Origin of the sequence: Alcaligenes sp. CHO6 (assembly GCF_037120595.1) — a bacterium.
Lineage (GTDB): Bacteria > Pseudomonadota > Gammaproteobacteria > Burkholderiales > Burkholderiaceae_B > Alcaligenes > Alcaligenes ammonioxydans.
Genome location: NZ_JBANCI010000001.1, coordinates 893,925 through 916,673, shown reverse-complemented (window position 1 = coordinate 916,673; position 22,749 = coordinate 893,925). Strand labels below are relative to the sequence as shown.

Below are 22,749 nucleotides of genomic sequence, written 5' to 3'. Positions count from 1 at the left end.
CCAAGCCGGGGCGATACGAAAGGTCACTGTAACTGCCTGCCATGACAACTTATGGCGTCTGACAGGCAGCCGTGAGCCTGTTACTCCTGAGAGTCAGCCTGAACTTCAACGAACTCTTCGTCAGCGGCAATTTCTTCAACCAGACCGTTCAGGTTCTGCTCGCGGCCAGCCAGCACGGCGTCAGCCATGCCACGGGCGTACAGAGCGATTGCCTTGGCCGAGTCATCGTTACCAGGAATCACGTAATCCAGACCTTCTGGGGAGTGGTTGGTATCAACCACGGCCACAACGGGGATACCCAGCGTGCGGGCTTCAGCCACGGCAATCTTGTGGTAGCCGACGTCGATCACGAACAGGGCATCAGGCAGGTTGTTCATGTCCTTGATACCGCCGATGGCCTTGTTCAGCTTTTCCAGTTCGCGTTCGAACATCAAGGCTTCTTTCTTGCTCATGGTTTCCAGACGGCCTTCAGCCATCTGACCTTCCATTTCTTTCAGACGCTTGATGGAAGTCTTGACCGTTTTGAAGTTGGTCATCATGCCACCCAACCAGCGGCTGTCAACGTAAGGCATACCGCAACGCTCGGCCTCAGCAGCCACCAGTTCGCGAGCAGCACGCTTGGTGCCTACGAACAGCACGTTGCCGCCACGAGCGGCCAGTTGACGCAAGAATTTGGTTGCTTCTTCGTACTGAACAACCGTTTTTTCCAGGTTGATGATGTGGATGTTGTTACGCTGACCGAAGATGAACGGAGCCATCTTGGGATTCCAGTAACGAGTTTGGTGGCCAAAGTGCACACCGGCTTCCAGCATTTCACGCATCAAAGACATAAAGTTCTCCAAGGGTTTGGTCTTGTAACTGCCCGGTATCCGGTAAGGGCCGCAGCCTAGGCTGCATTCCAGACACCCCGAGACGGGCAATCACGCGATTTACAACTTAAAACATAAAAACGCAGCCCAACATGGGCATACGCCTGCACTACAACGGATTTGCACCTTGTAACGGACCACACGTCCGCCACCCAGGCCCAAATCTGTAACTTTTCTGGCCACCGCCTGCATACAGCACCGGGTTTGCAGGTGTATCCTAGAGGATTGCCTAGCCAGCACCGCCCGAACAAGAACCGGGCGTTGCCCAAGTTGCTCTTGCAAGGCCTGGCAACGCTGGCTGACCATATATTCGTTGTGAATCATGCCTGTGCTACACAACACGCTTCTTTTTAAAACAGCAGCACGTTTATCTCAGTTCCGGCTAGTCCGGGCAGACTGGATAAAGCCTGAGTTTGATCCAAGCACTTGTCCGGCCGTATTTTCCTGGTCCTGCCAGCGTCTACAAGCCAGCAAGCCTGAAGGATCAACCTGTGGCCCGCTTTGCCTGGCGGCTGTTGCTTGGCACCCGTTGCCGGGTAAGCTGTTATTTGCAAGCCCTGTTGTTGCACGCCGTTGTTTGAAACCCGTTGTTCGGGCTCCCTTCCGGCTCTTCTTTAAGCCACTTATTCGGATTAACCAAACCGTCCGAATGAGCCAAAGCGGGGCTAAACCGACCCAGCGCACAACTGCAAAATTCACAAAAGCCTATAATTCTACTATTTTTCAATAGACCTGTTCAAGTTGCTATGAGTATTCTCGTCACAGACCCCACTGATCTCGAAAAAATGCGCGCCGCTTGCCAGACGGCGGCATCCATCCTTGACTACCTGACCCCCTTTGTCAAAGCAGGTGTCACCACGGGCGAACTGGACCGTCTGTGCATGGAGCGGATCAATGAGCTGGGAGTCAAATCCGCCACAGTTGGCTACGCGCCTCCCGGTTACCCGCCTTTTCCCGGTTCTATCTGCACCTCCGTCAACCACGTGATCTGCCACGGCATTCCTGGCGATAAAGTGTTGAAAAATGGCGACATTCTCAATATGGACGTCACCATCATCCAGGACGGCTGGTTTGGCGATACCAGCCGCATGTACTACGTGGGCGAACCCAGCATCCTGGCCCGCCGCCTGACCGAGACCACCTACGAATGCATGTGGCTGGGCATTGACCAGGTCAAGCCGGGCGCCACGCTGGGCGATATTGGTCACGCCATTCAACAGCACGCCGAAAAGCAGGGCTTTTCCGTCGTACGCGAATACTGCGGACACGGCGTGGGCCAGAAATTCCACCAGGACCCGCAAGTGCTGCATTACGGCAAGCCCGGCACCGGTGTAAAACTGGAACCGGGCATGATTTTCACCATTGAGCCCATGATCAACGCCGGTCGTCGTGAACTGCGCACCCTGGCCGACCAATGGACGGTGGTGACCCGCGACCACAGCCTGTCAGCCCAATGGGAGCACGCAGTCCTGGTGACCGACACCGGTTACGAAGTGCTGACAGTCTCGCCCGGCATGCCGGCCCCTCCAGCCATCATCAACAAGGCCTGAACCATGTCTTTCCTGGCCCAGCTTCGCGACAGAATTGCTGGCCGCCGGGCTCGGGCCTACGAGCGCTTCAGACAGGATCTGCATTGCGACCGCTTGCTCAAGAGCCTGTGCAGGATTTGCGATCAGGGCCTGCGTGAGTTGCTGGAGCATTATCCCCTGCCCCGCCAGGCCAGCCTCGCGGCTCTGGGCGGGTATGGGCGCGGCGAACTGTACCCGCATTCGGACGTAGACCTGCTGATCCTCCTGCAGCGCGAACCTAATGCGCAGGATATTGATCGCATTCAGGCTCTGGTTGCCGCTCTGTGGGACATCGGGCTGGCACCCAGCCACAATGTGGCCACGCCCGCTCAATGTCTGGAACAGGCCAGCCAGGACATCACAACGGAAACCGCCTTGCTGGAGAGTCGCTGGCTGGCGGGTTCATCACTCCTGCTGCGCCACGCCCAACGGCAGCTACAAAGCCAGATGGACCCGCAGGCCTTCTTCTTGGCCAAGCAGGCCGAGCAGCAGCAACGTCATGCCCATCTGCAGGACACCCCCTATTCGCTGGAGCCCAATTGCAAAGAGTCTCCAGGTGCCCTGCGCGATTTGCAGGTACTGCTGTGGATGGCCCGGGCCGCCGGCTTGGGACGCACTTGGGCGGCTGTGGCCCAGTCAGAATTACTGACCGAATCCGAACTGAACGCCCTGCAACGCGTCGAGCAAGCCTTCAAGCGCCTGCGCATTGAGCTTCATCTGTTAACGGGCCGCGCCGAAGACAGGCTGCTGTTTGATCTTCAGCCGCGTCTGGCAGAAATCTACGGTTTCCAGCCCACCGCCACCCGCCGCGCCAGTGAATTGCTGATGCAGCGCTACTACTGGGCCGCCAAAATTGTCAGCCAGCTCAATCTGATCCTGATGCGCAGCATTGAGGAACATTTATTTCCGCAAACCGATCAGGACCCGATCATTCTGGACAGCCAGTTCCAGATTCATCACGGCCAGCTTGAGCTGCGCCAGCCCGACGGCTTCGAGCAGGACCCGTCGCTGATCTTTGTGGCCATGCTGCATTTGCAGCAGCAGCCCAATCTGCGCGGCCTGAAGGCCGACACCTTGCGGGCCCTGTGGCATGCACGGCGGCTGATCGACGCCAAGTTTCGGGCCGAGCCCAAAAATCGACGCCTGTTTCTGGAGATCCTGCAACAGAACAAGGGGATTGTGCATACCCTGCGGCTGATGAATCTACTGAATCTGCTTCCCCGCTACCTGCCGGTTTTCCGGCGCGTGGTCGGACAAATGCAGCATGACCTCTTTCACGCCTACACCGTGGACGAGCACACGCTGAAGGTCATACGCAATCTGCGCCGCTTCACCATGGCCGAGCACAGCGAAGAGTTGTCCATGGCCAATCAGTTGATGAGCGGCTTTGACCGTCATTGGCTGCTCTACATTGCCGCCCTGTTCCATGACATCGCCAAAGGCCGTGGCGGCAATCACTCCGAACTGGGCGCACAGGACGCACTGGCGTTTTGCCTGGATCACAATCTGATACCCGTGGACGCGGAACTGGTGGTGTTTCTGGTGCGGGAACATCTGACCATGTCTCAGGTCGCCCAGAAACGCGATCTGAGCGACCCGAATGTCATCTTCCAGTTCCTGCAGACCGTGGGAACGGAACGACGCCTGACCGCGCTGTACCTGCTGACCGTCGCCGACATCCGCGCCACCAGTCCGACCGTCTGGAACTCCTGGAAAGGCAAACTGCTGGAGGACCTGTACAACCTGACGCTGGCAGCGCTGGGGAGGCAGGCTAAGGACGGGGTTTCCGTCCTGGATCAGCGCAAGCGCGATGCCGCAGGGGAAATCCGTCTGGCGGGCTTGCTGGACGAGGCTCGCGAGGAATTCTGGCAGTGGCTGGACAAACCCTATTTCCTGCGCCACGACGCCAGCGAAATCGCCTGGCATACCATTCAGCTCTACCACCAGTCGCACAGCCAGACGCCCATTGTGCGCATACGGCCGGCCGGACAAACCGACGCCCTGCAAGTGCTGGTCTATACCAAGGATGCCAGCGGCCTGTTTCTGCGCATCTGCCGCTACTTTGACAGCCAGTCCGTCAGCATTCAGGATGCCCGTATCTACACCACCCGGCATGGGTGGGCGCTGGACAGCTTTGTTGTCATGCTGCCCGCCTACGACCATGCGCTGCGACGCGACCCGTTGCTGATCGAAACCGAGCTCTGTCAGGCACTGGAGCAGGAAGTGCTGCCCTCAGAGCCAGCTCATGACCCCTACCGCGACATTCGTTCTCGCCGGGCCCGTGTGTTTCCTATCCAGCCTACCGTGGACCTGCGTCAGGACGAGCAGGGACAAGACTGGATTTTGACACTTAGCGCCACGGACCGGCGCGGTTTGTTGTACAGTCTCGCCCAGGTATTCGAGCGCCACGACGTACGGCTGCGCTCGGCCAAGGTCATGACCTTGGGTGATCGCGTCGAAGACGTCTTTATCCTCAGTGGCGCCGCCCTCGAACACAACCGTCATCAATTGCGCCTGGAGCGCGATGTCCGTTTAGCCCTTTCTCAATAAGCCCGCCCCCTTTAATGGAACTCTCCTCCGTATTCGCCGATGTCAGCCGCAGCTTCCTGTTTGCATTGGCCACGCTCTTGCCCATGCTCAACCCGCCTGCGGCCGCTCCTATTTTTCTGACGCTGACCGAAGGCGCCAGCGTGCCCGATCGTGCCCGCCTGGCCAAAAAAGTGGCCGTCAACATCTTCATCATGCTGGCCATTGCAATGGTCGCTGGCAATATCGTGCTGAACTTTTTTGGCATTTCCCTGCCTATCATTCGCATTGGCGGGGGCCTGCTGGTGATCGGCACCGCCTGGCGCCTGATCAATGCCTCGGACTTTGACGCGGCCCATGCCCAGAACATGGCCGAGTCCTATTCCTGGGAGCAGATTCGCTCCAAAGCCTTCTATCCACTGACTTTTCCCATGCTGTGCGGCCCTGGCTCGCTATCGGCGGCGCTCACGGTCGGCGCGACCTTGCACGACAACTCGGTCACCGGCACCATGAGCAAGCTCGCGGGGGCCTTACCGGCGATTGCCGCAGCCAGCGTCATCGTGTTTCTGGCCCTGCGCTTTGCCTCCCAGTTTTTATACAAACTGGGTAAAAATGGCACGGCTGTCGTGATGCGTCTATCCGCCTTCATCCTGTTGTGCCTGGGCGTGCAGATTACCTGGGCCGGTTTCCATGAACTTTTCCTGGGTTTGCTGCACGAAGCATCTACCTTCCATTCTTTAAATGCATCTTGATACCATGGCCGCCTCTTTCCGCCAGTCCGCTGCACCCTTTTATCTGATTGCCCTGCTCGCCTTCGCAGGTGTGGGTATCGCCCTGCTATCGCAGCACGTCTTTAGCATCCCGCCTTGCGCATGGTGCGTACTGCAACGTCTGATTTTCATTGTGCTGGGTCTATGTAGCCTGGTGGCCGGCGTCCTGCGTCAGCTCGGCCATTCGGGCAGCTCCACCTTGTTCAGCCTGCTAGGGTTGGCGACGAGCGTGGGCGGTGTGCTGGCGGCCTGGTATCAGGTTTCGGTCGCACAGCATTTATTCAGCTGCGACCAGACCTTTGCGGACCGCTTCATCACCCAGTCCGGCCTGGAAAGCAGCCTGCCCTGGCTGTTTGGCATTTACGCCTCCTGCATGGATGCCCGTCAAGACCTGCTGGGCATTGAATATGCCTACTGGAGCCTGGGACTGTTTGTGCTATTGGGGCTGGGCTTGCTGCTGACCCTGCTCACGCGACGCCGTGCTTGATACAGCCAGCCCTCCTGAAAAGCCCTGCAGTCTTGCAGGGCTTTTTTTCAAAGCGCATTGCCCTTGACACAAGCACAGCAAAGCACAGCCCAGTTCAGCTCTACGCACCACGGCTACGGTGTCAATCGGCACATCGGGTGGATAACCGTAGCACTCCTATGAACGCGCAAAGTGCTGCGCTCGATTCCATACCCCTGTCAGAGCCTAGCAATCCCCAAAAGCGAAAACAGGCCTATTAGGGGCCCGTGACGCCAAGCACATGACACCAAGCCAAAGAAGCAGGCGCACTACTGGCGAACAAGAAAAATTTACATCACCCTACACGCAAGGCATCCGGAACAGGGAATAGAAAAAGCCCGCTTTAGAGCGGGCTTTTCTCCAACGAGCGGGCATCCGCTTAATCGGTCACATCCGGAACATCACGGCCACTTTTACGACCTTCCGCCAACAGATTCAAATATGCCTCATCCACATCGCCAGTTACGTAGTCGCCACTAAAGCAGGAAGACTCAAATCCAGCAAAGCGGAGATTCAGATCACGCAGTGATTGCTCCAGGTCGTGCAGGTCCTGATAGACCAGTCCGTCCACCCCAATTTCCTTGGCAACCTGGTCCACATCGCGACCAGTGGCGATCAGCTCAGAAACCGTAGGCATATCAATGCCGTAAACGTTCGGGAAGCGAACCGGTGGCGCGGCCGACGCAAAAAACACCTTGTTTGCACCCGCGGCACGGGCCATATCCACGATCTGACGGCTGGTTGTGCCACGCACGATGGAGTCATCCACCAACAGCACATTCTTGCCACGGAACTCCATGGGAATGGCGCTCAGTTTCTGACGCACCGACTTCTTGCGCACTTCCTGACCGGGCATGATGAAGGTACGGCCCACGTAACGGTTTTTGATAAACCCTTCGCGGTAGTTCAGGTTCAAGTGAGCCGCCAACTGCATGGCCGATGGACGGGCCGAGTCAGGGATAGGCATGACGACATCAATATCGGCCAGACGCAGGTTCTTGGCGACATTCTCGGCCAGGTACTCACCCATTAACAAGCGGGCGTCATAAACCGATACGCCGTCGACCGTGGAGTCAGGACGAGCAAAATACACGTATTCAAAGACACAGGGATTCAGGCGTGGGTTCTCGGCGCACTGACGGCTGCTGAGATTACCGTCCAGATCCACGATGATGGCCTCGCCGGGCTCCACATCACGGACGAGCTCGAAACCGCAACCCGTCAGGGCTACGGACTCGGAGGCGATCATCCATTCTTCACCCTTCGGGGTCACGTTGCGACCCAGGCACAAGGGACGAATCCCGTTCGGGTCACGAAAGGCAACCAGACCGAAGTTCGCGATTTGCGACACCACCGCATAGGCGCCCCGGGCACGACGATGCACGGCAGCCACGGCCTCAAACACTTCGTCCTGAGAGAGTTCAGGGCCGGTAGCGGCACGCTGCAACTCGTGCGCATACACATTCAGCAGAACCTCGGAGTCCGAGTTGGTGTTGATGTGGCGACGATCAATGGTGAACAGTTCTTCACGCAGCTCACGCCAATTGGTCAGATTGCCGTTATGCACAAAGCTCAGACCAAAGGGGGCGTTCACGTAAAAAGGTTGCGCCTCCTCCACGCTCTGGCTGGAGCCGGCCGTGGGGTAGCGCACATGGCCAATACCACTATTGCCGGGCAAGGAGCGCATGTTGCGAGTACGGAATACGTCCCGCACCAGGCCAAATGCCTTGTGCATGCTGAAGAACTGGTCGTGCCAGGTCGCCAGCCCCGCGGCATCCTGCCCACGGTGCTGCAGCAAGAGCAAACTGTCATAGATCAACTGATTTACAGGGCTGCGCGCAACAACCCCTACAACTCCACACATGATTGGTTCCCGTTAGTGTGTTCTCAATAAGGTAGCCATTCTGCCAAAGACGGCGGCAGCATGGCCTTAATCGACTGCACCGCGCGGATTGCAGGTTCAGCCAGCTTGGCCTGCTCCCACCACGGCTCTTTAGGTAAATCGGTATGCCCGGCCAGGATGACCAATATCAGCACCAGCAGCACGCCACGGGCCACGCCAAACAGGCCGCCCAAACCATGGTCGGCAGGCGTCAGCCCCGTTTGCTCGATCAAGCTGGCCAGCAGCATGTTCAACAGCCCCACCAGCAGCAAGACCATAAAAAAAACGGCTCCGTAAGCCAAAGCCGTACGTAATAAGCCGTTTTCTACCCAGACTTGTATCCAGCCTGATGTGCGTGGCCCCCACCAGATTGCGGCCATGAAAGCCAGCAAATAGGCGCTGAGCGAAAGCACTTCCTTGATCAATCCGCGTATCAGGCCCAGCAGGCCTGACACACCCACAATCCCAAGGACGATATAGTCGAAGCTGCTCACTTAGCCGAGATAAAACTGTTCTCGTAACCGAGCGAACGCAAGCGCGCCTGGGCCGCCTGAGCCGCTTCGCGCGTAGGGAATGGCCCCACGCGCAAACGATAGGTTGGTTTGCCACCGCTTTGCGCTGTCTCCACATAGGCATTGGTCACACCGGCCGATACCAGTTGATCACGGCGCGACTGGGCATCGTTCTGATTGGAGTAGGCGACAATCTGCAAAATGAAGTTGCCTTGTTGCGCGGCCGGTTTAGCGGCAGGCGCAGGCTTGTTGGGTACACGCCCCTCCAGCAGAGCCAAGGCATACGAACCATCATCCGTACGACCGTTTTGAGCCGGGGCGGGAGCTGGCTTGGGTTTTTCAACAGGCTTGGGTTTTTCCACGGGCTTGACGGGCTCTGGAGGGCTAGTCTCAGGCGCTGGTACAGCAGGCGTGCCAGTCTGGGCCGGATCGGTTTGCAAGCCGGGATCGACCACGGCCAGTCCACCATCGCTACTGGTAGCAGGGTCGGCGACCAAGGGTTCGTCGGGCTGCTCAATCACCGGGGTGGGCGTGTTTTCCTGCACCACCAGCTCGCCAGGGCGAGTCTGCGTCGTACCCTGCCCTGCGGGCTGAGTAATCGGGCCCAGCGCCAGCGACTGTTCCGGCTCGGGCGGAGTTTTGTCAGCAGTCAGCATGGGCACCAGCACCACCACGGCCAGCACCAGCGCCAGCGCACCGATCAGACGGCGACGAGCCCGTCCACGCAGTTCCGATAATTGTGAATCGCTGGAAGCACTGGAGCGGCGACCCGACGATGAGGAAGTATCGTTACGTGAAAATAAACCCATGAGCCCTAGACCTATGAAATAAGCAGTCTTGCCGATAATCAGGAAGATGTGCGCTCGTTTGCGGCTTCAAGAATCGGCCCGACTGTCGCAAACGAGCCAAACACGACAATTCTATCATTGTCACCGGCCTCTTTTAATGCCGCCTCGTAAGCGAGCCGGGGACTGTTGTAACTGGATACGACCGCTGACGCTTTACTGACCGAAGCACGCGCAACAGGGCGCACACCGGGTCGATGCCCGCTGCTTTCCGCTTCAGGTGCCAACACATCAGCAGGCATCTGATCGCTGGCCAGAACGGTACGCACATGCTCCGCCAACTCGTGACCCGACAGGCTGCGCGGCCCTTCCAGGCTGGCGCACATCCAGTGGTCAATACGGCTTGCCAGACGTGCGATGACGCCATCCACATCCTTGTCCTTGTACATACCCACAACGGCAATTGTCTTGGGGTAAGGAGGCATATTGTCCAGGTTCTGCGCCAGAGCGGCAGCAGCATGCGGATTATGCGCCACATCGAAAATGACACAAGGCTGACCTGGCTGAATCTGGAAACGTCCCGGCATATGCGCACGCAGCAAGCCCGCACGCACCGCCTGGGCAGGGACGGCCAAACGAGGATGCAAGGACTCCAGCGCCGCCAGGGCGGCAGATGCATTGAGCAGCTGATTGGCGCCACGCAGGGCCGGATAGGCCAAGGCAGCCCGTCGTTGACTACGCCCGCCATACGCCCATTGCTGGCGGTCGCCGGAGTAGTTGAAATCCTTGCCAAACAACCAGAGTTCGGCGCCAATCTCCTGGGCGTAATCCAGCATGGTCTGTGGTGGCACTGGATCGGCGCAAATGGCGGGACGACCGGGACGGAAAATATGGGCTTTTTCCCAAGCCACCTGCTCGCGGGTATTGCCCAGGTATTCTGCGTGATCAATATCAATGCTGGTAATGATCGAACAGTCGGCATCCACGATATTGACGGCGTCCAAACGCCCGCCCAGACCGACTTCCAGCACCGCCACGTCCACACGCTGCTCCTGGAACAGCATCAAGGCAGCCAGCGTGGAAAACTCAAAATAGGTGAGCGTCAGATCACCACGGGCTTCGTTGATACGAGCGAACTGCGCCGTGATCTGCGCGTCCTCCGCCATCTCGCCATTTAAGCGGATGCGCTCGTTATAACGCACCAGATGCGGGGAGGCGTACACCCCTACTTTGTAGGCCGCGGCCAGCAGAATCGCTTCCAGCATGGCACAGGTCGACCCTTTACCATTGGTACCACCCACGGTGATGACCACCCCATCCAATTTGATGTTCAGACGTTGGGCAACCTCGCGAATCCGGCCCAGACCCAGGTCGATGGTCGACGGATGCAAGGTTTCCAAATAGGACAGCCAATCGCTTAGCGAAGAGTCGGCTTTCAGAACAGGATGAGTCATGGACAACACCAATTACAAAATAAAAACGGCAGGCGCTGATGATAGCACCTGCCGTGAGCCAATACGCCTTAACTATCAGGCGAATACTGGTATTACTTGCGACGTGTTGGCGGCAAGTCCGTGCACGTCCCTTCAGCGACGGCCGCAGCCTTGCTGACCGACTCGCACAAGGTGGGGTGCGGGTGAATGGATTTGGCCAGATCGACCGGGTCCACCCCCATTTCGATGGCCAGCACCAGCTCACCGATCAGCTCGCCTGCATTGGTACCGACAATGCCGCCACCCACGATACGGTGGGTTTCCGCATCGAACAGAACCTTGGTAAAGCCTTCATCGCGGTTGTTGGCAATGGCACGACCAGACGCAGCCCAGGGGAACACGCCCTTCTCGACCTTGATACCGTCTTTTTTCGCCTGATCTTCGGTCAGACCCACCCAGGCGATTTCCGGATCGGTGTAGGCCACCGAAGGAATCACACGAGCATCAAAGAAGGATTTCTCGCCGGCGATGACTTCAGCGGCCACATGCGCTTCATGCTCGGCCTTGTGTGCCAGCATGGGCTGCCCCACGATATCGCCAATAGCGTAGATATGTGGCACGTTGGTGCGCTGTTGCTTGTCAACCGGAATGAAGCCACGGTCGGTGACATGTACGCCCGCTTTCTCAGCACCAATTTTCTTGCCATTGGGCGAGCGGCCCACGGCTTGCAGAACCAGATCGTAACGCTGCGGCTCGGCTGGCGCATTCTTGCCTTCAAATGTCACCCAGATGCCATCATCACGAGCTTCGGCAGCCACCGTGCTGGTTTCCAGCATCATGTGGTCGAAGCGGTGCTTGTTCATCTTCTCCCACACCTTGACCACGTCGCGGTCTGCGCCCGGCATCAGGCCAGTCTGCATTTCCACCACGTCCAGGCGTGCGCCCAGCGCCGAGTACACCGTACCCATTTCCAGACCGATGATGCCACCACCCACGATCAGCATGCGCTTGGGCACAGACTTCAGTTCCAGCGCGCCGGTGGAGTCCACTACGCGTGGATCGTCGGGCAGGAACGGCAGTTTTACCGACTGGCTACCGGCCGCAATAATGGCCGAAGCGAACTTGATCACTTTCTTGGTGCCGTCGTTGGCGGTCACTTCGATGTGATTGGGATCCAGGAACTGGCCGTTACCGACCACAACCTGCACCTTGCGGCCCTTGGCCATACCGGCCAGACCACCGGTCAGCTTGCCGATCACCTTGTTCTTGTAGTCGCGCAGCGCGTCGATGTCGATTTGCGCTTCACCGAACTTGATGCCGTGTGTTGCCAGGGACTTGGCTTCCTCGTAGACCGCTACGGTATGCAGCAAGGCCTTGGAAGGAATACAACCCACGTTCAGACACACACCACCCAGGGTGCTGTAGCGTTCGACCAGAGCCACTTTCAGGCCCAGGTCAGCGGCACGGAAAGCCGCGTTGTAACCGCCCGGGCCCGCGCCCAGAACGACCACATCCACGGAATCATCCGCAGCACCCTGATGGCTGGCAGCCTGCGGAGCAGGTGCCGCGGCCGGAGCGGCAGCGGCAGGAGCCGCTGCTTTAGGTGTTTCCTGTTTGGCGGGTGCTGCAGCGGGGGCCGCCTGGCCCTCCGCTACTTCGATCTTGGCAATGGCCGACCCCTGGGAGACCTTGTCACCCACTTTGACCAGCAATTCCTTGATCACCCCTGCCTGAGCGGCAGGAATTTCCATGGAGGCCTTGTCGGACTCCACGGTGATCAAGCTTTGCTCGACTTCGACCGTATCACCGACCTGCACCAGCACTTCGATAACATCCACCTCGCCGGAGTCACCGATATCCGGGACCGTCAGATCAATCAGACTCATGACAACTCCTTACAATGCGATGCGACGGAAGTCAGCCAGCATCGTTGCCAGGAAGGCATTGAAACGGGCGGCAGAGGCACCATCAATAACACGGTGGTCGTAGGACAGGGACAGCGGCAACATCAAGCGTGGCTCGAACTCCTTGCCATTCCAGACTGGCTGTATGGAGGAGCGCGACAGACCCAGAATGGCCACTTCTGGCGCATTGATGATGGGTGTGAAGTCCGTGCCGCCAATACCGCCCAGCGAAGAAATGGTGAAGCAACCGCCCTGCATCTGAGCTGCGCTCAACTTGCCGTCACGGGCCGCGGCGGCCAGTTCGCCTGTTTCACGCGCGATATCCAGAATGCCTTTCTTGTCGGCATCACGGATGACAGGCACAACCAGACCGTTAGGCGTATCAGCGGCAAAGCCGATGTGGTAGTACTGCTTGAGCACCAGATTGTCGCCGTCCAGCGACGCATTGAACTCGGGGAATTTCTTCAGGGCAGCCACGGCAGCCTTGATGACGAAAGCCAGCATGGTGACGCGAGCGCCGGACTTCTTGTATTCCTCGTTCAGCTCTTTGCGCAACGCTTCCAGCGACGTGATGTCAGCCAGATCGTTATTGGTGACATGCGGAATCATGACCCAGTTGCGATGCAGGTTGGCACCCGAGATTTTCTTGATGCGCGACAGGGCTTGGGTTTCGACAGGACCAAATTTGGCAAAGTCCACCTTGGGCCAGGCCAACACGTCCAGACCACCGACCTGGGCAGCAGTACCAGCAGCGGTAACCGGAGCGGCACCGCCCGCCATGACCTGCTTGACAAAGCCGCGCACGTCGTCCGCCGTAATCCGGCCTTTGTCGCCGGAGCCATGGACCTTGGCCAGATCCACGCCCAGTTCGCGAGCGAACTTGCGAACGCTGGGCGACGCATGGGGAAGATTGCGCAAGGAAACTTCGGCATCCGCAAACGCTGCAGTAGGCGAAACACGCTCTGGGGCGGGAGCACCCGCACCCACCACCACCGAAGAGCTGGCAGCAGAAGCTGCTGCAGCGGGTGCCGCTTCGGCCTTGGGAGCGGGGGCGGCCTCGGCTTTGGCTGGCGCAGGCGCTGCGGCGTTACCTTGCACCGTCAACTCCAGGATGTCGCTGCCCTGGCTGACCTTGTCACCCAGCTTGACCTTGATGGCGGTCACCACGCCAGCGTGGGAAGACGGCACTTCCATGGAGGCCTTGTCCGACTCCACGGTAATCAGGCTTTGATCCACCTCAACGGTGTCACCCACCTGCACCATGATTTCAATGACGTCCACATCGCGAGCGTCGCCGATATCAGGAACCTGCACGGTCACTTGCTGCTCGACACCGGCGGGAGCTGCCGCGGCAGCGGCAGGCGCCGCTTCAGCTTGAGCAGCAGGAGCAGCGTCGGCCTTGGCAGGCTCAGCGGCAGGCGCGGCCTGCGCGCCTTCGGCGGCTTCCAGTTCCAGAACCAGACTGCCTTCCTTAACCTTGTCGCCCAGCTTGACCTTGATCGACTTGACCACGCCCGCGTCGGACGAGGGAATCTCCATGGAAGCCTTGTCGGACTCCACGGTAATCAGGCTTTGCTCGACCTCGATGGTCTCGCCTTCCTTGACCAGGATTTCGATCACTTCGACTGCGTCGTCAGCACCGATATCCGGGATTTTGACTTGAATGATATTGCTCATGGTTCAGTCCCTTATGCGTGCTGCGGGTTGGCCTTGGAAGGATTGATGCCGTACTTGGCAATGGCCTCGGACGCTTTGCTGAACGGAACCTTGCCCTCTTCAGCCAGTGCGCGCAACGCGGCCAACACCACAAAGTGACGGTCAACCTCAAAGTGCTCACGCAGCTTGAAGCGGTAGTCGGAACGACCGAAACCATCGGTACCCAGCACCTTGAAGGTACGATCTTTGGGCACGAAAGGACGAATCTGGTCGCCAAAAGCCTTGACGTAGTCGGTCGAGACCACGATAGGGCCATCGGTTTTGGCCAGTTGGGCCGTCACGTACGGTACGGGCAGGTCCTTGCCTTCAGGGTTGAGCAAAGCTTCACGCTCGCAGTCCAGACCATTGCGGCGCAATTCGGTAAAGCTGGTCACGCTCCACACATCAGAGCCAATGCCCCAGTCTTTTTCCAGCAGCTCTTGTGCTGCAATCACTTCACGCAAAATCGTGCCCGAACCCATCAGCTGAACGCGCAGCTTGGCGTCCTCAGCGACCGATTTGAATTTGTACATGCCACGCAGGATGCCTTCTTCGTCACCCTCGACCAGACCGGGCTGGGCGTAGTTCTCGTTCATCAAGGTGACGTAGTAGTACACGTCTTCCTGATCCTGAACCATGCGCTTCAGACCGTGCTGCATGATCACCGCCACTTCGTGCGCGAAGGTCGGGTCGTAAGACACGCAGTTGGGAATCAGCGAGGACTGAATATGGCTGTGGCCATCTTCGTGCTGCAGACCTTCGCCATTCAACGTGGTGCGACCGGCGGTACCGCCCAGCACGAAACCACGGGCTTTCATATCACCCGCTGCCCAGGCCAGATCGCCAAAGCGCTGGAAGCCGAACATCGAGTAGTAGATGAAGAACGGGATCATGATGCGGTTGTTGTTGGAGTACGACGTGGCAGCCGCAATCCAGGAGCTGAATGCACCCTGCTCGTTAATCCCTTCCTGCAACAACTGACCATTGGCCGTTTCGCGATAGTACATGACCTGATCTTTATCGACCGGGGTGTACTTCTGGCCTTCCGGCGCATAAATGCCGATTTGACGGAACAGACCTTCCATACCAAAGGTACGCGATTCGTCAGCCAGGATGGGCACCGCACGCGGACCGACCTGCTTGTCGCGCAGCAAGGTATTCAGGAAACGGACAAATGCTTGCGTCGTGGAGATCTCACGGCCTTCGGCGGTGGGCTCCAGCATAGGTTTGAACGCCTCCAGGGTCGGCACGGTCAACTGTTCATCAGCCTTGGTGCGACGCTTGGGCAGGTAGCCGCCCAATGCCTTGCGACGAGCGTGCAAATACTGCATTTCAGGCGAGTCGTCAGCAGGCTTGAAGTACGGCAGTTCTTCGAGCTTGTCATCGGGTACCGGAATATTGAAACGGTCGCGGAACTCGCGCACAGCGTCCAGATCCAGGCTCTTTTGCTGGTGCGAAGGGTTCTTGGCCTGGCCAACGTGGCCCATGCCATAGCCCTTGATCGTCTTGGCCAGAATAACGGTAGGCTGACCTTCGTGCTTGGTGGCAGCGTCAAACGCCGCATACACCTTGTGAGGATCATGACCGCCGCGGTTCAGACGCCAGATGTCCTCATCGCTCATGCGGCTGACCATCTCCAGCAGCTTAGGATGCTTGCCAAAGAAGTGTTCACGAACATAGGCACCGTCATTGGCTTTGTACGCCTGGTACTCGCCGTCCACGGTTTCTTCCATGACCTTGCGCAAGATGCCTTCCTTGTCGCGCGCCAGCAATGGGTCCCAGTAACCGCCCCAGATCAGCTTGAGCACGTTCCAGCCAGCGCCCCGGAAGGTTCCTTCCAGTTCCTGGATGATCTTGCCGTTGCCACGCACAGGGCCGTCCAGTCGCTGCAGGTTGCAGTTCACGATGAAAATCAGGTTGTCCAGCTTTTCACGGGCAGCCAGACCAATCGCACCCAGGGATTCAGGTTCGTCCATCTCGCCGTCGCCCAGGAACACCCAGACTTTACGGCCACTGGTATCGGCAATGCCGCGGGCATGCAGATACTTCAGGAAACGGGCCTGGTAAATGGCCATCAATGGGCCCAGACCCATGGATACCGTGGGGAACTGCCAGAATTCGGGCATCAACTTGGGATGCGGGTAAGACGGCAAGCCTTTGCCGTCCACTTCCTGACGGAAGTTGTTCAACTGATCTTCGCTAATCCGGCCTTCCATGAAAGCGCGGGCGTAGATACCGGGCGAGGAATGGCCCTGGAAAAACACCATGTCGCCGCCGTGATCTTCGGTCTCGGCGTGCCAGAAATGGTTCTGACCGCAACCAATCATGGTCGCCAAGGAGGCAAAGGACGCAATGTGACCGCCCAGACCACCCCCATCAGGAGGGGTTTCGCGGTTGGCACGCACCACCATGGCCATGGCGTTCCAGCGAATGTAGGAACGAATGCGCTCTTCCAGAGCGAGGTTGCCAGGGTGCGCAGGTTCCAGACCGGGAGGAATCGTGTTCACATACGCCGTGTTGGGCGAGAACGGAATATGGGCGCCAGAACGACGGGCCAGATCAATCAGCTTTTCAATAAGCTCGTGAGCGCGGGCCGGGCCTTCACGGTCCACCACCGCTTCCAGGGCGTCAAGCCACTCTTTTGTTTCTAGGGCCTGGTCTTGACTGACCTGAGCCGAACTATTGTCTTGGGTTGAGGACATATAGTGTCTCCATATATGTGGTAGTAGTCCGGTCTTGCTCGACGCTGAGCCGCCCATCTCCTGAGAAGTAAAGCGATCCTGACCGAAGCGGGTATTGCGGACTGTGAGCGTTCAAGGCGGGGTACGCCTGCACCAACCCATTCTAGGAAAGAACCTAGAAACGCTCAAGCAAAATTTCATTTTATGGTATGTGTTTTCATAATACGAAATATCACTAAAAAAAATAGCCCTACATTACAATTCAGCCATACTTCTTTTCGTGCAGTTATGGCCACTCATCCTAAAAAGTCTCTGATCCCTTCAACCTTCTACGATCAGGCCAAGCAGAACCGGCGTGGATTCTATTGGCTGACGCCGGTTGTCGTGCTGTTTCTTTACCTCTGTGTCATGGGGGTATTTCTCTGGCTGCAACGTCTGCAAAACGACAGCGTCATGTTTGTGACCATCGATCAGGAAACGCGCCAGCAGCGTTTGATGATGGTGATTCTGGCCCTGTCATTGGTCATTGTGGTCAGCCTGCTGGCCTTGTGGCGCTATACCCGCTTTCGCACCCACGCCGAGGCCGCCCAGACAGCCGAGACCGGGTTTCGACGCGCCATGGAAAATTCCATGTCCACGGGGATGCGCGTCTTTGACATGCAAGGCCGCATTGCCTATGTCAACCCTGCGTTTTGCAGAATGATTGGCTGGAACGAGGCCGATCTGGTCGGTCGCACCGCCCCTTTCCCCTACTGGTTGCCCGGTCGTCATCAGCAGCACCAGGAAACGCTGGATTTGCTCTTGTCCGGACGAACCCCCAGCAGCGGACTGGAAGTGGAAGCCCAGCGACGGGACGGATCGCGTTTTACCGCCCGCATGTACGTCTCGCCTTTGCGCGCCCCCAACGGAGAGCAGATCGGCTGGATGACTTCCATGACCGACATTACCGAACCCAAACGTATCCGTGAAGCCCTGACCGCCGCTCACGAACGCTTCATGACCGTACTGGAGGGTCTGGATGATGCCATTTCCGTGGTCGCCGATACCTCCGAGGGCCTGGAGCTGCTGTTTGCCAATCGCACTTATCGACGCTTCTTTGGCGCCCAGTCCAACGGCCATGCCGAACTGCTGGGAGGGCGTCTCGGTCGCTTCACGGACGAGACCGTGGAAATTTATTCTGAATCAGCGGCCCGCTGGTTCGAGGTCCACCATCGTATGCTGGCCTGGACCGATGGCCGCCGTGTGCGTTTGCAAGTGGCACGCGATATTACCGACCGACGCAAACACGAAGAGGCTTCGCGCATTCAACAGGAAAAAGTTCAGCTGACCAGCCGTCTGACCACGATGGGCGAGATGGCCTCCTCGCTGGCCCACGAATTGAATCAGCCGCTGACGGCCATCAACAACTACAGCATGGGCGCGGTTGCCATGCTCAAGTCAGGCCGCTACCAGCCCGAGACCTTGCTGGCTGCCTTGGAAAAAGCGGCCCAGCAGGCCGAACGGGCCGGCAAGATCATCAGCCGCATCCGCGAGTTCGTCAAACGCAGTGAGCCGCGTCGCACGCGCGTCAAAGTCATGCGCATTGTGGAAAATGCCGTGGGCTTTGCAGAAATTGACGCCCGCAAACGCCAGATCGAAATCGAACTGAGCATCCCCGATCCCGTTCCAGACGTCATTGCCGACCCCATTCTCATAGAACAGGTATTATTGAACCTGCTCAAAAATGGGATCGAAGCCATGGAACACAGCGAGCATCATGTGCTTCAATTGGTGATTACCCAACAAGAATCGCTTTTGGAGATGGCCGTCATCGACCGTGGTCATGGCCTGAAAGATCCCGAGCGCCTCTTTGAACCGTTTTACAGTACCAAGTCCGAAGGCCTTGGGATGGGCCTGAACATCTGCCGCACAATTATTGAATCGCATCACGGCCGCCTGTGGGCAGTCGGCAATCCCGAGGGTGGAACGATCTTTCGTTTCAGTCTACCTTGTGCAGCGCCCGATGTAGCGGACACCCTTGATAACAAACTGGAGATACCCGAATGACCAGCCCGCAAATGCCATGCACCATCTACGTAGTCGATGACGACGAAGCCGTACGGGACTCCTTGCGCTGGCTACTGGAAGCCAACGGCTACCGGGTCCGCTGCTTTGCATCGGGCGAAGAGTTTCTGGGTGCGTACGACCCGGCCCAGGTGGCCGTGCTGATCGTGGACGTGCGCATGCCCGGCATGAGCGGCCTGGAGCTCCAGGAAGCGCTGATTGCCCGCAAATCCACTATCCCGATCGTGTTCATTACCGGTCACGGTGATGTCCCCATGGCCGTGAGCACCATGAAGAAAGGCGCGGTCGACTTTCTGGAAAAACCCTTTAACGAAGCCGATCTGCGCACCATCGTGAGCCGCATGATTGAACAGGCTACCGCTCGCGCCTCTCAGGCGCAGGCGCAAAAAGATCAACAAGAAGTCCTGGGCCGCCTGACAGCGCGCGAGCAACAAGTGCTGGAGCGCATTGTTGCCGGTCGCCTGAACAAGCAAATTGCCGGGGACTTGAACATCAGCATTAAAACTGTCGAAGCGCATCGCGCCAATATCATGGAAAAACTGGAAGTCACTACGGTTGCCGACCTCATGAAAATCGCCCTCACCAAGTCCGAGGACGTGTAAATGAGTGCTCGTATTATTGATGGAAAAAAGCTGTCCACCGCCATCAAGGCGGACGTTGCAGAACGTGTTGCCAAACTCAAGCAGACTCACGGCATCCAGGCAGGCCTGACCGTGGTGCTGGTCGGGGAAGATCCCGCCTCGCAAGTCTATGTGCGCAACAAGGGCCTGGCATGTGAAGCCGCCGGCCTGAAGTCCGACATCATCCGCCTGCCTGCAGATACCAGCGAAACGGAACTGCTCGCACTGATTAAGCGCCTGAATCAGGACAGCTCGGTACACGGCATTTTGGTCCAGTTGCCCCTGCCCGCCCATCTGGACGAGCATAAAGTGATCGAAACCATTGCTCCCCACAAGGACGTGGACGGCTTTCACGTCAGCAACGCGGGCATGCTCATGACCGGCAAACCTCTGTTTGCTCCCTGCACGCCCTATGGCGTGATGAAAATGCTGGAGTCGGAACACGTGGCCTTGCGCGGTGCGGAAGCCGTCGTTGTTGGCGCCAGCAATATCGTGGGCAAACCCATGGCCATGCTCTTGCTGGCGGCGGGCGCTACGGTCACCCTGTGCAACTCCAAGACACGTGATCTGGCCGCTCAGACCCGCCGCGCCGATGTGCTGGTCGCGGCTGTAGGCCGCCCCGGCATCATTACCGGTGATATGGTCAAGCCCGGTGCCGTGGTGATCGACGTGGGCATCAACCGCGGTCCCGACGGCAAGCTGTGCGGTGACGTGGACTTTGCCAGTGCCAGCGAAGTGGCCTCGGCCATTACGCCCGTGCCCGGTGGCGTCGGCCCCATGACCATTGCCATGCTGCTGGTCAACACCTTGGAAGCGGCCGAACGCTCGGCCACCATCAGTCTTTAATTTATTCAACGGTTTATGACGACAAATCCCTTACTGGTTCCTATCGACAGCCTTATTGACTATCCCGCCATCCAGCCCGAACACATCGAGCAGGCGGTGGACCAACTTCTGGCCCTGGCCCGCCAAGCCGTAGAGACAGTCTCCAACGACGATAGCGAACCCAGCTGGGACAACATCGTCGAGCCCATCACGGATGCCACCGAGACCTTGTATCGCGCCTGGTCGGTAGCCGGTCACCTGAATTCGGTTATCAACACGCCTGAACTGCGGGCCGTCTACAACCAGTGCCTGCCGCGCATGAGCGAGTTCTCGACCTGGGTGGGCTTGAACCGACCTTTATTTCTACGCTATCAGGCCCTGGCCGACAGCCCGGCCTTTGCGGCCCTGACACCTCAGCGCCAACGCATCATTACCCTGGCCCTGCGCGATTTCCGCCTGAGCGGCGTACAACTGGAAGGTCAGGCTCGTGAGGACTACGCCCGCATTTCCGAGGAACTGGCGCAAACCTCGCAGCAGTTCTCCGAGCACGTACTGGATGCCATTGATCAGTGGCATTACCTGGTCACCGATCAGGCTGAGCTGGACGGCATCCCGGACGATGTGCTGGCCGCAGCCCAACGCGCCGCTCAAGAGAACGATCAGCAAGGCTGGCGTCTGACACTGAAAATGCCGTGTTACCTGCCCGTCATGCAGTACGCCCGCAATCAGGCCTTGCGCGAGCGGATGTACCGGGCCTACACCACCATTGCCTCCGATCAGGGGGATGCGCAATTCGATAACTCCCAGGCCATCGAAACCCTGCTGAGGCTGCGTGCTCAGGAAGCCAGCCTGCTCGGTTTTGCCAGCTACGCCCATATGCGTCTGGAAACCCGCATGGCCGACACTCCCGAACAGGTGATGGGCTTTTTGCGCGACCTGGCGGCCAAAGCACGCCCCTACGCGCGTCAAGATCTGGACGAGTTGCAGGCCTTTGCCCAGAAAGAGCTGGGTCTGGACAATCTGCAAGCCTGGGATGTCCCCTTTTGCTCTGAGCGCCTGCGTGAACAGCGCTACGCCTACTCGGAAGATGAGGTCAAACAGTACTTTACCGAGCCTGCTGTTCTCAACGGCCTGTTCAAGGTCATTCAGCGCCTGTTTGATGTGACCTTGCGCGCCAGCGACGTCCCCGTATGGCATCCTGCCGTGCGTCCATTTGAAGTTCTTGCCTCGGATGGCAAAACCTTGGGCTACCTGTATATGGACCTGCACGCCCGTCAAGGCAAACAAGGGGGGGCCTGGGTCGATAGCGAACGCAGTCGCCGCCGCCTGGGTGAGCAACTGTGTCTGCCGATCGCCTATCTGGTGTGCAATTTTGCCGAACCCCAGGCAGGTCGCCCGGCCCTGCTGACGCATGATGATGTAATCACCCTGTTTCACGAGTCGGGCCACGCCTTGCATGCCTTGCTCTCACGCGTGGACGATCCAGCAGCGTCGGCCTTCTCCGCCGTGGAATGGGACGCCATCGAACTGCCTTCGCAGTTTATGGAAAACTTTTGTTGGGAGTGGCCTGTCGTCCAGATGCTGACCGCCCACGTGGAAACGGGCGAGCATCTGCCGCGCGCGCTCTACAACAAGCTCAATCAAGCCCGCAACTTCCAAAGCGGCATGCAAATGGTGCGTCAGCTCGAGTTTTCCCTGTTCGACATGTTGATCCATTCGCGCGACAGCGGTCTGGACATCGATGCCGTCATGGAGATTCTGGATCAGGTACGTCAGGAAGTGGCCGTGCTGTTTCCGCCAGAGTGGCACCGCTTCCCGCATCAGTTCTCGCACTTGTTTGCGGGTGGCTATGGCGCGGGTTACTACAGTTACAAATGGGCCGAAGTCCTGTCTGCCGATGCCTACTCGGCCTTTGAGGAAAAAGCCTATACCCATTCGGATGGGGCGCGTGATACCCTCGATAGCAATACCGGCCATCGCTTCTGGCGCGAGATTTTGTCCGTGGGGGGCGAGCGTCCCGCTGCCGACTCCTTCCGTGCTTTCCGAGGTCGAGACCCTTCCATCACCGCCCTGCTCCGTCACAGCGGGCTCACACCCGAGCCCGCCTAAA

General features: G+C 58.4%; 16 protein-coding genes. 8 read left to right on the top strand and 8 right to left on the bottom strand.

Translation table 11 applies throughout. The features are described 5' to 3' along the window. Window positions 1-80: 80 nt before the first annotated feature. The gene (gene rpsB / locus V6936_RS04280; protein ID WP_003799736.1) at window positions 81-830 is read right to left on the bottom strand and encodes a 30S ribosomal protein S2; all 750 of its coding nucleotides are present in this window, start codon (window positions 828-830) and stop codon (window positions 81-83) included. A gap of 785 nt (window positions 831-1,615) precedes the next feature. Here rpsB and map point away from each other — a divergent pair. The 4 genes from map to V6936_RS04260 are packed head-to-tail and all read left to right on the top strand — an operon-like array spanning window position 1,616 to window position 6,220. Further along, a complete protein-coding gene (gene map / locus V6936_RS04275) occupies window positions 1,616-2,419 on the top strand; it encodes a type I methionyl aminopeptidase (protein WP_059317597.1) in 804 nt (267 codons plus the stop codon). A gap of 3 nt (window positions 2,420-2,422) precedes the next feature. Beyond that, window positions 2,423-4,987, top strand: coding sequence for a [protein-PII] uridylyltransferase (locus V6936_RS04270; RefSeq protein WP_059317596.1), 2,565 nt, complete (start codon window positions 2,423-2,425; stop codon window positions 4,985-4,987). A gap of 14 nt (window positions 4,988-5,001) precedes the next feature. Then, on the top strand, window positions 5,002-5,715 hold the full coding sequence (locus tag V6936_RS04265) for a MarC family protein (RefSeq protein WP_003799729.1): 714 nt from the start codon (window positions 5,002-5,004) through the stop codon (window positions 5,713-5,715). Window positions 5,716-5,719: 4 nt separating this feature from the next. Beyond that, entirely contained in the window at window positions 5,720-6,220 is a 501-nt protein-coding gene (locus V6936_RS04260; protein ID WP_100214794.1) for a disulfide bond formation protein B, read from the top strand. A gap of 397 nt (window positions 6,221-6,617) precedes the next feature. Here the strand turns inward: V6936_RS04260 and purF are convergent, their stop codons facing one another. The 7 genes from purF to aceE form a co-directional block, all read right to left on the bottom strand. Beyond that, window positions 6,618-8,102, bottom strand: coding sequence for an amidophosphoribosyltransferase (purF, locus tag V6936_RS04255; protein ID WP_336579471.1), 1,485 nt, complete (start codon window positions 8,100-8,102; stop codon window positions 6,618-6,620). Between the two features lie 23 nt (window positions 8,103-8,125). Next, window positions 8,126-8,614 (bottom strand): CvpA family protein, encoded by a 489-nt coding sequence (locus V6936_RS04250; RefSeq protein ID WP_003799724.1) that lies wholly within the window; start codon window positions 8,612-8,614, stop codon window positions 8,126-8,128. Further along, entirely contained in the window at window positions 8,611-9,441 is an 831-nt protein-coding gene (locus V6936_RS04245; protein ID WP_003799722.1) for an SPOR domain-containing protein, read from the bottom strand. The genes V6936_RS04250 and V6936_RS04245 overlap by 4 nt, the downstream gene beginning before the upstream one ends. 38 nt (window positions 9,442-9,479) lie before the next feature. Further along, window positions 9,480-10,877 carry a bifunctional tetrahydrofolate synthase/dihydrofolate synthase gene (gene folC / locus V6936_RS04240; protein WP_415301720.1) on the bottom strand — a complete coding sequence of 466 codons (1,398 nt, stop codon included), beginning with the start codon at window positions 10,875-10,877 and terminating at the stop codon, window positions 9,480-9,482. Between the two features lie 86 nt (window positions 10,878-10,963). Continuing rightward, the gene (gene lpdA / locus V6936_RS04235) at window positions 10,964-12,736 is read right to left on the bottom strand and encodes a dihydrolipoyl dehydrogenase (RefSeq protein WP_003799719.1); all 1,773 of its coding nucleotides are present in this window, start codon (window positions 12,734-12,736) and stop codon (window positions 10,964-10,966) included. A 9-nt stretch (window positions 12,737-12,745) separates the two neighbouring features. Next, the gene (gene aceF / locus V6936_RS04230) at window positions 12,746-14,431 is read right to left on the bottom strand and encodes a dihydrolipoyllysine-residue acetyltransferase (protein WP_336579469.1); all 1,686 of its coding nucleotides are present in this window, start codon (window positions 14,429-14,431) and stop codon (window positions 12,746-12,748) included. An 11-nt stretch (window positions 14,432-14,442) separates the two neighbouring features. Continuing rightward, entirely contained in the window at window positions 14,443-17,151 is a 2,709-nt protein-coding gene (aceE, locus tag V6936_RS04225) for a pyruvate dehydrogenase (acetyl-transferring), homodimeric type (protein WP_003799716.1), read from the bottom strand. 267 nt (window positions 17,152-17,418) lie between these two features. On the opposite strand from aceE, the gene V6936_RS04220 reads away from it, so the two are divergent. Genes V6936_RS04220 through V6936_RS04205 form a run of 4 tightly spaced genes read left to right on the top strand, consistent with a single transcriptional unit; the run spans window position 17,419 to window position 22,748 of the window. After that, on the top strand, window positions 17,419-19,176 hold the full coding sequence (locus V6936_RS04220; RefSeq protein ID WP_003799713.1) for a PAS domain-containing sensor histidine kinase: 1,758 nt from the start codon (window positions 17,419-17,421) through the stop codon (window positions 19,174-19,176). Further along, a complete protein-coding gene (locus V6936_RS04215) occupies window positions 19,173-19,796 on the top strand; it encodes a response regulator transcription factor (RefSeq protein WP_003799711.1) in 624 nt (207 codons plus the stop codon). Before V6936_RS04220 ends, V6936_RS04215 begins: the two co-directional genes overlap by 4 nt. Then, on the top strand, window positions 19,797-20,660 hold the full coding sequence (gene folD / locus V6936_RS04210) for a bifunctional methylenetetrahydrofolate dehydrogenase/methenyltetrahydrofolate cyclohydrolase FolD (RefSeq protein ID WP_059317592.1): 864 nt from the start codon (window positions 19,797-19,799) through the stop codon (window positions 20,658-20,660). 15 nt (window positions 20,661-20,675) lie between these two features. Beyond that, entirely contained in the window at window positions 20,676-22,748 is a 2,073-nt protein-coding gene (locus tag V6936_RS04205) for a M3 family metallopeptidase (protein ID WP_059317591.1), read from the top strand. The last annotated feature ends 1 nt before the right edge of the window (window position 22,749 follow it).